Genomic DNA, 13,026 nt, shown 5'->3' on the forward strand with positions numbered 1-13,026 from the left:
TTAATATATAGAGAAAGGGTGAGATGGGTTAGGGTGATTGTGGTTGGAGATTTATGTCATTCCCGCGAAAGCGGGAATCCAGCATAAAGCTAGATAAATCGAGCTTTTAATTTCAAAAATTTGCTGTGTTTATGCTTTTTTTACTGGATTCCCGCTTTTAGCTAGGAATGACATCGATCCTTAAGTTGACATCCATGCCCTTCCGCAGGAATGAGCTATACAACATTACTTACCTATGCAGAAATTTTTAAAGATCTCGCCTAGTATTTCTTCTACGTTAATAACTCCCGTAATAGCACCGATGCAGCGTGCCGTCATTCTAATATCTTCAGTTGCTAGGACTAAATCATTATCTAAACTAAAAGCCGTTAAATGTGAGAGAGCTTGTTTTAAATAATGACGATGACGTTGATTTGTTATGTAAGGCGTTTCGGTAAAACCCGCCATATTTTCGGCAATATTTTCGATATTTTTTAATATACTTGAAAGAGCAATATTATTTTTTACTGAAACTCTTAAGCATTTATATTTATCTTCAATAGAAAAGATTTTACTAGGTTCAATTAAATCGATTTTATTAATTATTACGATAGTATTTTCATCAATTAAACCTGTAATATCTTCATTTATAGAGGAATCTAATTTTTCGGCATCAAACATAATAATTTTAATATCCGCTGTTTTAGCCGAATTAATAGCTCTTTTTATACCTTCTTGCTCGATAATGTCACTACTTTCTTCTCTTATACCTGCCGTATCCTGTAAAATAATAGGATAGCCGCCAATGTCTAAATGACCTTCAATTATATCTCTAGTAGTTCCTGCAATATTCGAGACAATTGCTATATCTCTCTGCATTAAGAAGTTTAGTAAGCTAGACTTACCGACATTCGGCGGACCGATAATTGAAAGCTTAAGACCGCTATTTAGTAATTCTCCTCGTCTATTATCATTAAGATAATTAGATATTTCGTTTACAAGGTTTTTATGAGTGTTGTTAACGTCATTAAGAACGCTATCAGGTATATCTTCATCAGGGAAATCTATATAAGCTTCAAGCAGAGAGATAATTTTTAAAAGCTTGCTACGCCAGTTATTATATAATTCTTCAAGTCCACCGCTTGCCTGTCTAATTGCTTGCCTATGCTGCATAATAGTTTCAGCATTAATTAAATCGGCTATCCCTTCTGCTGCCGTTAAATCAAACTTATTGTTTAAAAAAGCTCTTTTCGTAAATTCTCCTGCTTCTGCTAAACGAATATCAGCTATATTTAACAATGTGTTAATAAGCATTATGGAGATAGCTTTACTGCCGTGCGTATGAATCTCAACTAAGTCTTCACCGGTAAAGCTGTTAGGTGATTTAAAATAAACAACCATAGCATTATCAATTAGCTCCTTAGTTTCGGGAACTGTAATTTGTTGATAATACATGATACGTGGTTTAAAGTCCGCTCTGCCGGTAAGTAGCTGTAAAACTTCTAAGCTTTTAGGACCAGAAATCCTAAAAACCGCTACGCCTGCTTTACCGAATGCAGAGCTTTGTGCAAATATCGTTTCCATTTATTTTATACACTCTTGTTTATTAAATAATATATAATATAATAGCATAGCATATGATAGTACATGATAGCATATAATATTATTCTTGAGAAAATCATGACCCCAAAAACAACCTCTTTAAATTTTAGTCGTTTAAATTGTCAAATCCCGAATTATAAAACTAAAATTCTAGAACTTAGCAAGGAACGTGAGTCAAGTTCCATATATATAGATTTTGTTCAAAAGTTTTTAAATTATATTCCGATAAATTATGATTTTGAGAATAGAGAAAAACTATTTCAAAATTTTGCAGATGAAGCCTTTAAGTTTTTTAAGCAAAGGGTAGAAAGAGCAAGAAAAATAGCAATAACAAAGACGGTTATAGAAAATGATCCGGCAATAAATGTCTTGATATTACTTGATAATAAACCGCATATTGTTGATTTTATTATATGTCTGCTTAAAAATATGAATTTGCAAACTAAGTTTTTACTCCATCCGGTAATAAACTGCGTCCGAAATAGTAAAGGAGAATTAGAAAAGATATTAGAAAATTCTGTGTCGGATGAAAAATCAGAATCGATACTGCATTTAACCATTTTAGGAAATTTTGACGATAAAACTACTACATTTTTAACTGAAGCTATAAATGAAAGATTAGAAGAGTTAGAGCAAAGCTATAGCCATTTACCGCAATTACTCATAAAATTACAAGGTTTATCTAAAAATATAATTGATAATGATAAATTAAATTTTGAAGAGGCTAAAGAATTCTTAAATTGGCTACAAAACGATAATTTGGTTTTATTAGGGACTCTTGATTTTGAGGTAAAATCTTTAAAATTAAGCAATGAAATAGGAGCAGCAAAAATATGGCAAGAAGTAAAAGACGAGATTGATGATATTATAAAATGTTCTGCTAATCCTTTATATCAAAATCAATTAATAATACTCGGTAAAATAAATAGTGCGTCGCTTATCCATTCAGATAATTTAATCGACTATATCTTAGTGAAAAAATTTAACTCTTCGGGCGAATATATTTCAGGAAGTATAATTTTCGGCATATATAATTCAAATATGTATTACCATTCAATAAGTGATATTCCAATCCTACGACAAAAATTTAATTTTGTAATTGAGAAAGCCGGTTTTGCATTATCCGGTTATAATGCCGATAAGTTAAGAATTTTAATGGAGTCGTTACCGAGAGAAGCTTTAATACAAATTGATCAAGGCGATTTATATTGTATGTGTTTACATATGCTCTCAAGTATGATGAGTAAGAAGCTTAAATTATTTATTCAATATGATTGGTCGAGTTCTTTTCTTAATATCATAATTTTTCTGCCACGAGAACGTTTAACGGCTGAAATACATAATATGATAGATTGTTATTTAGCGGAAAAATTCGGTAGTAAAATTTTATCCAACTATATAACCGAAGTAGTCGGTAATTTTTCTTATCTTTTTGTAACGCTTGAAGCACAAGGGGAACATAAAATAAATTTTGAAGCAGAAATAATACAGCAAGATTTAGATCGTATCTCTACACGTTGGAGTGAAGATTTTTATTTTAAGCTTTCTAAAAAATTCGGTGAATATCAAGCAGGTATTAATTTAAAGCTTTTTGATAATGTTTTTCCAGCAGATTATAGACAAAAATTTTCTCCGGAAATAGCTTTAATAGATATTGAATATTTAACGGAAGCAAGCAAGTCACAAGAATGTATGTTTAATCTAGTTTCTGTAAATGAAACGGAATTTTACTTAAAAATATATAGTCCAAAAGTAAAACTTGCCCTTTCTAATATATTGCCGCCAATCGAAAATTTAGGTTTTAAAGCAATTGATGAACAAACTTTTGCAATTAAGGAGGCTCTGGAAATTAAAGAAAGCTGGATATATAATTTTATCTTAACTTCTATCATACCGGTAAAGGGTAATATTACCGAATTAAAAATAAATGTTGAAGAAGCTTTAGATCAAATGGCACTTGGGATGCTTGCTAATGATTCTTTAAGTAAACTGATAGTGCTTGCCGGTTTTAATTGGAAGCAAGTTAAACTCGTCAAAGCTTTAACAAGATATTTACATCAAACGGGATTTAGTTACGGTAAAGGTTATGTGCAACTAACACTACTTAAACATCCCGAATATACAAAAATGTTGGTAAATCTGTTTGATATAAAATTTAATCCTAAACATCCTGATAATAATTGTGATGTAATTCAAGATAAACTGAATAATTACTTAGTAACCGTTGAGATGAGTAGTGAAGATAAAGTACTACGTAGTATGCTTGGTATAATTAATGCTATTACTAGAACAAATTACTATCAACCGCATAAACATGTTTTTTCATTTAAGTTTGATTCTTCAAAAGTACCTGGTTTACCTAAACCTGTTCCGTTTGCTGAAGCATTTGTTTACTCTAAGGATTTTGAAGCTGTTCATTTAAGAGGCGGTCCTGTATCACGCGGAGGACTTAGATGGTCGGATAGAGCAGAAGATTATAGGCTTGAGGTCCTTGGACTTATGAAAGCACAGATGACGAAGAATTCCGTTATTGTCCCTGTCGGCTCTAAAGGCGGTTTTTATGTTCATTTTACTGAGGAAGGACTTACTCGTGATGAATATATGGAAAAAGTGGTAGAATGCTATAAGAATTTCCTGAGAGGTTTACTGGACATAACCGATAATATCGTTGACGGTAAAGTAGTACATCCGAAAGACGTTATTATTTATGATAAAGAAGATCCTTATTTAGTGGTTGCTGCCGATAAAGGTACAGCTTCATTTTCGGATTACGCTAATAGTGTGGCAAGAGAATATAATTACTGGCTTGATGATGCTTTTGCTTCCGGTGGCTCTGCAGGTTACGATCATAAAAAAATGGCTATTACCTCTAAAGGAGCTTGGATTTCCGTAACTAATCACTTTAAAACTTTAGGGTTAGATGTCCAAATAGATCCTATTACCGTCGTAGGTATAGGAGATATGTCGGGAGACGTGTTCGGTAACGGTATGCTAAGATCAGAGGCTATTAAGTTAGTTGCTGCCTTTAATCATAAACATATATTTATTGATCCTACCCCTGATCCTGTATCAAGTTTTAATGAGCGTTTGCGTTTATTTAATTTAAAGGGTTCTAATTGGTCCGATTATGATTCTAAGCTTATTTCTAAAGGAGGCAAAGTATTTGAACGTAGTAGTAAATTAATAAAATTATCACCGGAAATTAAAAAATTACTTGATATAAATGATAATGAATTATCACCGGAAGAATTAATTAAAGCTATTTTAAAAGCAGATGTTGATTTATTGTGGAATGGCGGAATAGGCACTTATATCAAAGCTAAAACGGAAAATAATTTAGAAATCGGTGATAAAACAAATGATAACCTTAGATGTAACGGTGAAGAAATTAGAGCAAAAGTTATAGCAGAAGGCGGTAATGTCGGGGTATCACAGAGAGGTAGAGTTGAATATGCTAAAAAAGGCGGACGCATAAATGCCGACTTTATTGATAATTCAGCAGGTGTTGATTGTTCCGATCATGAGGTAAATATCAAGATTGCTTTAAGTAGTGCGGTAACCTCAGGAAAAATTACTTTAGAAGAACGTAATAAACTCCTAAATGATATGACAAAGCAAGTTGAAGAGTTAGTATTGCTTGATAATTATAAGCAAACCGAAGCAATAACAATTATGCAACTATCTCCTACTTTAACCGTTAATATACTTAGTCAATTTATAGATATTTTAGAAGAAGAAAAAGTATTAGAACGGGAAAATGAATTCTTGCCTAGTGCGGAAGAATTGAATAGAAGAGCTATCAGCGGTGAAGTACTAACTCGTCCTGAGCTTTGCGTGTTGCTATCATATAGTAAAAGGTCGGCTTATCACGAGTTACTTAATTCTACTTTTTCTCATGATAAATATTTTGATGCATATCTTATAGATTATTTTCCTGAAATGATGCAAAAAAAGTTTCGTAATGAAATTTTATCTCATCCTCTTAAACATGAGATTATTAAAACTGTTACCATAAATAAAATAATTAATCAACTTGGAGGACCGCTTATTAGTATTGTAAAGCGTGAGATTGGGGCTCCTCTTTGTGATATAATAAGGTCATATACCATTATTTGTGAAATTTTTGATCTTGATTATATATGGGAAACGATAAGTAAGCTACCTACTAATATTGATTACAATGTAAAAATCGATATGTTTACCGAAATAACGAAATTAATGCGTCGGGGTATTTCGTGGTTTATTAAAAATTTAAAGCATCCTATTAATATTAGTGAAACTATAGAAGAGTTTAGAGTTCCTGCACAAAACTTAAGAAAAACAGTAGGTACTTTATTAGTCGGAGAAACTAAAATAAGATTTGAAGAAAAATTAAATTATTATACAACTAGCGGGGTAGAGGAATCATTTGCTGCTACTATCGCTACATTTGACAATTTAATTTCAGTATTTGATATTATATATGTAACAAAACAGACTTCAGGAAATAATAAAGAGGTAGCAAAAGCTTATTTTGCTATAAGCGATATGTTTAGTCTTGATTGGTTACGTAAAGCTTGTGATAAGCAATTGAACGATTCATTTTGGCGACGCCTCGGTATTCAATCGCTAAAAGATGATTTATATGACAAACAACGTAGATTATTAATAAAAATAATTAATAAATCTAAAACAACTATTGATTTAGATTTATGGATTGATAATAATAATAATAACTTAGTTAGAAATTTTCTTGATTTTATTAAAGAAATTAAATCTCAAGAAACTATAGACTTAAATATAATTATTTTAGCAAATAAGAAATTTGAAATATTCTTACAAAAACTTGAGTAAATTATGTCGTCAATGCTTAAGCAAATTAGGTTAGATTCGGGTAAAGCTTTAAATCAGGTATCTAGTGATTTAAAAATTAGAAAAAAATATTTAGTAGCTTTAGAAGAGGGTGATTTTGATATTTTACCGGGAGAAGTATACGTAAAAGGTTACTTAAAATTATACTTGGATTATCTTAATGTAAAAGATCGAAATGCAGAGCAGATAGAAGCTACTAAACAGAACGAAACCGAAAAATTATTAAGTAATAAAAGAGCTACGGCATTGATAAATTATAAACGTAAAAAACAATTAGTACTTATATCTATTATAATGTTATCGATTATTATTGTAAGTCATCCATTCCATAATTAATGCTTAGAAGAAAATGGATAATGAAATATTAAAGAGATTAATGGAAGAAGTTGAGCATAAACTTGACGAGTTATTGCATGCACAAGCGAATAATCAAAATGAAGTTAAAAAATTACAAAACGAAAATAAAGAATTAAAAGATAATTATATAAAAATGCTAGATCAAATTAACATTTATATTAATGAACTTGAAGAAATAAAAAAACAGCAAAAATAATTATGTCAATTGTTACGGTAACATTAAATAACAAGAGCTTTCAATTATATTGTAATAATGGAGATGAGGAAGAATTACTATCTTTAGCGAATAAATTGAATGATAAAATAGCGGAAATTAAACTTGGTAGTCCCACAGCCTCTTTTGAGCTATTATTAGTTATGGCATCTCTTAATGCTCAAGCTGAAATAGCTAGTCTAACAGAAAAACTTAATAAAAACGGCTTTCAAAAAAATCATCCCGACGAAGAAAAATTCGCAGAAACCTTAACTACTATAGCAAGTTACCTAGAAAACCTTGCACGTAAAATGGGAAAGTGATATATTAGCTCTTGGCTGCTTGGTTTGTGAGCTTAATATTAACCTAGGACTACCACTAACTTTTAGGACATCGTCCCTGTCTAATACTAATTCAGTTTAGATATATGAAGTCCACCTTTACATAAAGGTCTTTGAAGGATTTTAAGTAACGGTCAAAGCGGTCATGTATACCTATGTCATTCCCGCTTTCGCGGGAATCCAGCATAAAGCGAGATAAATCGAGCTTTTAATTTTTAAAAACTTGCTGGATTTATTTTATTTTTCTGGATTCCCGCCGTTGCTAAGAATGACATAGAGTAGGTTTTTCGACCCATGCAACAAAGCCGTATGACACCAAAAACGACGTATTACCTTTAAAAAATGAAACAAGCAAAATCAAGCAATAAAGTTCTTGGTGCTTTTTTAGGCACTATTATTGAATATTACGACTATAGTTTATATGGTTTTTCAGCAGCAATTATCGCCGATAAATTCTTTTCAGCCGGTACTGATCCGTTAACAAAGCTTGTAAATGTTTTTGCCGTTTATGCGGCGGCATATTTATCAAAACCTATGGGTGCTTATATTTTTGGACGTATAGGGGATATATACGGTCGAAAAAAAGCCTTAAGTTTTACGATTATCGGTATTGTAATACCTACCTTAATAATAGGTTTATTGCCTGATTATTCTTCGATAGGAGTTTGGAGTACGATAATTTTAGTTTTATGTCGCTTCATGCAAGGTATTTTTATTGGAGGGGAATATGATGGTGCAGCGATTTATGTTATTGAACATTTAGGAGCAAAATACCGATTTACTGCCTCGGCAATAACTAGATGTACAGGAGTAATGGGTTTATTATGCGGGATTGGTGCAACTAATTTCTTTAATTCTCATATTTTTCCGGAGTGGGGTTGGCGTATTCCGTTTTTACTAAGTTTACCGCTTGCATTAATAACTCTTTATTATCGCCGGAAATTTGATGAAACACCGGAGTTTAAAAAAGCACATCATAGCCAAGATTCTATTGAAAAACTTAGCTCTATAATTAAAAAGCAATGGAAAAATATTGCAAGGTTAATATTTTTAGCCGGAGGTTTTGGAGCAACATATCAAATTGCGATCATCTTTATGAAGCAATATTTACCGATTGTATTACCTTCAGTCGGTATTATTATGAGTTCTTTTTCAGTCTTAATAGTAATATGTTTTGCTGTTTGCATGCCGATTGCCGGCTTTATTGCCGACCGCTTAGGAGTTAATTCAGTATTAAAAATCGCATTTATATGTACTATTACAGCAAGTGTATTTTTTGTGATAGCAGTAAAATATCAAATGACTAATTTAGGGCTTGCAGCTAGTTTAATGTTAGCTGCATCAGTTGCACCTTTTAATGCTCTTGCTCATAGTATAGTTATTAAGTCTTTTGTAGTTAAAGAACGCTATCGTGTTATAAGTTTAGGACATAATATCGGTTCAATGTTAATGTCCGGTACTGCTAATTATATTTGTGCAAAGGTAATAAAATCATTTGATTTCAATCTATTCCCGATTTTATATCTTTGTATGTTTGCCATACTTGCTTATTCTATGACTATGTTGTTTAGTAAGGATACTATATTAAATAAAGATCTAAAAAACGGCAAATAAACATAAGTAATAAATTGTAATTATCTTAAAAATGACATATTATAATAAATGTTAATTTAGAGTTATAATATGGAAAGAATAGTGACCAACATGGTAGAGTGCTTATACCGGTATCAATTAGAGAAAGATTTAATATACATCCGGGTGAAAAAATCACCATAGAAATTGAAAATAGTGAAATTAAAATCGTTAGCGTTGATAGTATAATTGATGAGATGCATAAGATTTTTACCAAAAATCAAATTGATAAAAATATTTCTATAGTAGATGATTTTATTGCTGAAAGGCGTCAGGGATATTTAATTGAAGAAAAAAGAAGTAAAAGATGTCCAAAATAATATTTGATGCCTCTGCACTAATTGCCTTATTTGCTAAAGAAGATGGTTACTAATTGATTAAGAAATACATGAGAGATGGAGTTATTTCAAGCGTAAATATTGCTGAAGTTTATAAATATTGTATAGAAAAACAAGACTTAACGGAAGAAACTGCAAAAATTCTTATTAAATTATTAGATATCAAAATTATAGACTTTTGTCCTGAGCAAGCACTAATTAGTGCAAATATAATTAATAAAACTAAAATTTATGGTTTATCACTTGGAGATAGAGCATGTATAGCTCTGGCTATCTTTAAAAATTATCCTATTCTTACTTGCGATAAAATTTGGCAAAAATTAGATTTAGGTATTAAGTTTATTATGGCACGATAATTATTTTATAGTCAATTGATTTGGACTCGCCTACATCGTCACTCGTCGCTCTCCTATTAGTTATAGGCTTCGCTCCTCGCTCCTTGTATGCAAATCCAACTGAATTGACTATATATGCTTTAATCAAATAGGAAAAATTTACCTATTTCAGGGATAATAAACTTATTTTCATTAATATTATGTTTTTTCATAGCTTGTCGGAGTTCCAAAGGAGCCGCATTAAAGGCTTCATCAGCTAATTGAAAGACATCAAAGTGACTAGGCTATAGAGTATTTAGAATTTAAGTCCAAATGAGTAAATACGGCTTCTTCAGGATTCATATGCACCGGTTTCATAAACCATCTTGGTTCATAAGCACCTATCGGAATAAGGCTTATTAAAATATTATGTTTTTTTCCGATCTCTTTAAAAAGAGTATTGTTATAACCCGAATCACCTATAAAACAAATATCTCCTATCTTAGTTTTAATGATAAAAGTTCCACATAATGCTTTATTTTTATCAAATATTCCTCTAGCTGACCAATGTTGGGCTGGTTCTAGATAAATATTTTGTTCTTTATATGATTCTCCCCATCCCAAGGTAATAATTTCTGCATCGCTAATATGTTTTTTGATTATTACGTCATTCATTAGCGGTGTAATAATCTTAGGCTTATCCCTTATCCATAAATCTTTAATTGTTCTGATATCTAAGTGGTCATAATGATTATGACTTACTACTATAATATCTATTTTAGGTAAATCGGTAAAATTAATGCCGGGTTTTACTATTCTCTTTGGTCCTGCAAAAGTAAAAGGACTAACCCCTCCGACCATACCGGATCAGTTAAGATATTTAAACCGCCTATTTGAATTAAAAAGGTTACATGTCCTATATAGGATATCCTTATAGTCTCATTATCAGTTATTTTTTGTGGTGGAATATCAGTGGAAGTAAGCGGCAGTGTTGTTGGCCATTTTGGTCGTTTTGAAGTTATTTTCCATTTTAGAATATCAAGTAAGGTTTTAGGTTTTATATTAGGATCAATATTGAAAAACATATTTTTATTTAGATAGACCTTCCTTTCGGTTTATTAGAATTTTTAACTTGTTCAGTAAAAGATTTTGTTTCTTTAGTTGTCGGTTTATGTATAAATCCTCTAGTTTTTTCTCCTATCAGCATGGCTTCTTGAAGTATGTCTTTTGGTAGTTTAGCTATAGATGCGGATATTTCCGGAGTTTGTTTTATTTCTACCGTTATCTTTTTTTCTTTATTTATATCTCTGCCTATTACTTCATCTAGCGGAACATTTTTATAATCGGCAAGAGCAACAATTGCTCCCATATCAGGCATTTTTGTACGACCATCTAGGAAATTTTTCCACGCTGTTTCATGGGTACCTGTTTTTTCACTTAACTTATACGGGGTTATATTGTCTGTTTCTAATATATTCAGTACAAATTTTTTTAAATTATTTCTAATTTCTTCTGGACCATCTTTATTTGTTTCTGATATATCGTTAATCCGATTAAATCTTTCTTTTGACCTTATATCTTCGCTCATTATTTTTTCCTGTAAAATTTACTCCTAAAAATTGAGAGTTAAAATAATTTTTTTAAATGATAAGAACTTATGATTTTTAAGAGGCTATCTATAAAATTATTTTAATTGATAATTAAAGAGATTTCATAGCAAAAAAGAATTTAATTAGCTTTAAAATAACTTCATAGATAGCCTATTAGACTTATTTATTAATATATAACTAATAAATAGTAAATAGAAGATAATTATAATGAAAATAATAAATTTAAGCTATTTAATTAAGTATTTAGGTCTTATATATGAAATTTAAATTAATCTATTTTAACTTTTTTTGTCACAAATTATAAAATTTTCTGAAATAGAAACCATGCCTTTTCAAAATCTTATAATTTTAATATAAAATAACTTAAGATATAAATTAAATTTCAGATGCAGAATCTAAGATATTTTAAAAAGATTATATAAATTAAAAATTGTTTTTTCTGCATCTTGATCATTTATTAATAAGGTAATTTTAACTTCTGATAATTGTATCATGTTAACATTTATATTATTTTTCGTTAAATTTGATAATATCGTTTCAAGTACTTTACAATCATTTTTAATCCCATAACCAATAAGAGAGATTGTAGCAATTTCGGCATCAAAAGTAAAATCTTGTATCTGCTTATCATTTTTTAAATTAGTAAGTAAAGCTTGTAAATTATTTTTATCGGTTAAATTTGTAATAAAACTATATTCTTCATTATTTTTTATCTCTTGCATAAATTCAATATGATTATTATTTTGTGTAATCATATTTGCAACTTGCAAAAAACTTAAAGAAATGCTCTTTACAGATATTTTTAATAAATTTTTATTAGAAGTAATGCTGTTAATAATTCCATTCTCCATATTTTTATCCTTTGAAGTAATTAACGTACCTTCTGTATTCGGTGAAAATGTTGAAAGAACGCGCATATCTATTTTATACCGCATTACTAGCTCTACGGCTCTAGGATGTAGTACTTTTGCTCCGCTTGATGCTAGTTCTAACATTTCTAAAAAATCTATTTCTTTTATCTTCTTAGCATTTGGAATAATTCTTGGATCAGCAGTAAATATTCCCTCTACATCGGTATAAATATCACATCTATCGGCTTTCATAGCTGCAGCGATTAAGGCGGCAGTAGTATCGGATCCTCCTCTGCCCAAAGTAGTTAACCTATTGGATTTGTTAGTTCCTTGAAAACCGGCTATTATAGGTACGGTATTTAACTGTAAATATTTTTCTAGTAAATCTGTAGTAATTGATTCTACTAAAGCTTTGCTATGATTATTATCGGTGAGAATCGGTAATTGCCAAGCTAGAAATGATTGTGCCTTTATGTCTTCTTCTTGAAGAGCGAGTGCTAGTAATGAAGCAGTGACCATTTCGCCGCTAGAAAGTGCTACATCATATTCTGCAAATTGAGAAATGTTGTTAAGGCTTGATACTTCATTACACAATGTGACAAGTTGATTAGTAACACCTGCCATAGCCGAAACTACTACAATTACTTGGTTATTTTTAGCTATTTCGGCTTTTATGATAGGAACGATTTTTTTTATTCTATCAATATTTGCAACGGAAGTACCACCAAACTTTTGAATTATTAAGGCCATAACTAAAGGAAGCCTAATATAATATTATATAATTAATTTTCTGCTTGTTGTTATCTAGGTTACTGACATTGCCAGCGTGGTTTGTTTTATGTCATTCCTGCGAAAGCAGGAATCCAAAAAAATATAAATACAGCAAATGTTTGAAATTAAAAGCTTGATTTATCTCACTTTATTCTAGATTCCTGCTTTCGCAGGAATGACATCGAAT

General features: G+C 30.6%; 12 protein-coding genes, 1 other RNA gene and 1 pseudogene. 8 read left to right on the forward strand and 6 right to left on the reverse strand.

Annotated features, from left to right (window positions below; all coding sequences use genetic code 11):
- Window positions 1–225 precede the first annotated feature (225 nt).
- The gene (gene mnmE / locus AC5587_RS00750; RefSeq protein WP_499162536.1) at window positions 226–1,563 is read right to left on the reverse strand and encodes a tRNA uridine-5-carboxymethylaminomethyl(34) synthesis GTPase MnmE; all 1,338 of its coding nucleotides are present in this window, start codon (window positions 1,561–1,563) and stop codon (window positions 226–228) included.
- 96 nt (window positions 1,564–1,659) lie between these two features.
- Between mnmE and AC5587_RS00755 the strand changes: the two genes are divergently transcribed.
- The 8 genes from AC5587_RS00755 (at window position 1,660) to AC5587_RS00790 (ending at window position 9,649) form a co-directional block, all read left to right on the forward strand.
- On the forward strand, window positions 1,660–6,414 hold the full coding sequence (locus tag AC5587_RS00755) for an NAD-glutamate dehydrogenase (RefSeq protein ID WP_499162537.1): 4,755 nt from the start codon (window positions 1,660–1,662) through the stop codon (window positions 6,412–6,414).
- Window positions 6,415–6,417: 3 nt separating this feature from the next.
- Complete coding sequence (locus AC5587_RS00760) at window positions 6,418–6,768, forward strand: helix-turn-helix domain-containing protein (RefSeq protein WP_499162538.1); 351 nt, start codon at window positions 6,418–6,420, stop codon at window positions 6,766–6,768.
- 13 nt (window positions 6,769–6,781) lie between these two features.
- A complete protein-coding gene (locus AC5587_RS00765) occupies window positions 6,782–6,985 on the forward strand; it encodes an RP576a family tick cell line-upregulated protein (RefSeq protein ID WP_011271513.1) in 204 nt (67 codons plus the stop codon).
- Window positions 6,986–6,987: 2 nt separating this feature from the next.
- A complete protein-coding gene (locus tag AC5587_RS00770; RefSeq protein WP_410527358.1) occupies window positions 6,988–7,305 on the forward strand; it encodes a cell division protein ZapA in 318 nt (105 codons plus the stop codon).
- 9 nt (window positions 7,306–7,314) lie between these two features.
- A non-coding RNA gene (gene ssrS, locus AC5587_RS00775) (6S RNA) lies at window positions 7,315–7,473 on the forward strand.
- A gap of 192 nt (window positions 7,474–7,665) precedes the next feature.
- Window positions 7,666–8,937 (forward strand): MFS transporter, encoded by a 1,272-nt coding sequence (locus AC5587_RS00780; RefSeq protein ID WP_499162539.1) that lies wholly within the window; start codon window positions 7,666–7,668, stop codon window positions 8,935–8,937.
- A gap of 98 nt (window positions 8,938–9,035) precedes the next feature.
- A complete protein-coding gene (locus AC5587_RS00785; RefSeq protein ID WP_499162540.1) occupies window positions 9,036–9,275 on the forward strand; it encodes an AbrB/MazE/SpoVT family DNA-binding domain-containing protein in 240 nt (79 codons plus the stop codon).
- Between the two features lie 68 nt (window positions 9,276–9,343).
- Entirely contained in the window at window positions 9,344–9,649 is a 306-nt protein-coding gene (locus tag AC5587_RS00790; protein ID WP_499162541.1) for a type II toxin-antitoxin system VapC family toxin, read from the forward strand.
- 7 nt (window positions 9,650–9,656) lie between these two features.
- Here the strand turns inward: AC5587_RS00790 and AC5587_RS00795 are convergent.
- From AC5587_RS00795 to AC5587_RS00815, 5 genes and pseudogenes are all read right to left on the reverse strand, one after another.
- Window positions 9,657–9,761: pseudogene (locus tag AC5587_RS00795) on the reverse strand (palindromic element RPE2 domain-containing protein); the annotation flags it as partial.
- Window positions 9,762–9,907: 146 nt separating this feature from the next.
- On the reverse strand, window positions 9,908–10,423 hold the full coding sequence (locus AC5587_RS00800) for an MBL fold metallo-hydrolase (protein WP_499162962.1): 516 nt from the start codon (window positions 10,421–10,423) through the stop codon (window positions 9,908–9,910).
- Window positions 10,420–10,692 carry a hypothetical protein gene (locus AC5587_RS00805; protein ID WP_499162542.1) on the reverse strand — a complete coding sequence of 91 codons (273 nt, stop codon included), beginning with the start codon at window positions 10,690–10,692 and terminating at the stop codon, window positions 10,420–10,422. The genes AC5587_RS00800 and AC5587_RS00805 overlap by 4 nt, the downstream gene beginning before the upstream one ends.
- A gap of 8 nt (window positions 10,693–10,700) precedes the next feature.
- Window positions 10,701–11,195 carry an XRE family transcriptional regulator gene (locus tag AC5587_RS00810; RefSeq protein ID WP_410526689.1) on the reverse strand — a complete coding sequence of 165 codons (495 nt, stop codon included), beginning with the start codon at window positions 11,193–11,195 and terminating at the stop codon, window positions 10,701–10,703.
- A 417-nt stretch (window positions 11,196–11,612) separates the two neighbouring features.
- Complete coding sequence (locus AC5587_RS00815) at window positions 11,613–12,818, reverse strand: aspartate kinase (RefSeq protein WP_499162543.1); 1,206 nt, start codon at window positions 12,816–12,818, stop codon at window positions 11,613–11,615.
- Window positions 12,819–13,026 lie beyond the last annotated feature (208 nt).

Origin of the sequence: Rickettsia endosymbiont of Hedychridium roseum, from assembly GCF_964028255.1 — a bacterium.
Classification (GTDB): Bacteria; Pseudomonadota; Alphaproteobacteria; order Rickettsiales; family Rickettsiaceae; genus Rickettsia; species Rickettsia asembonensis.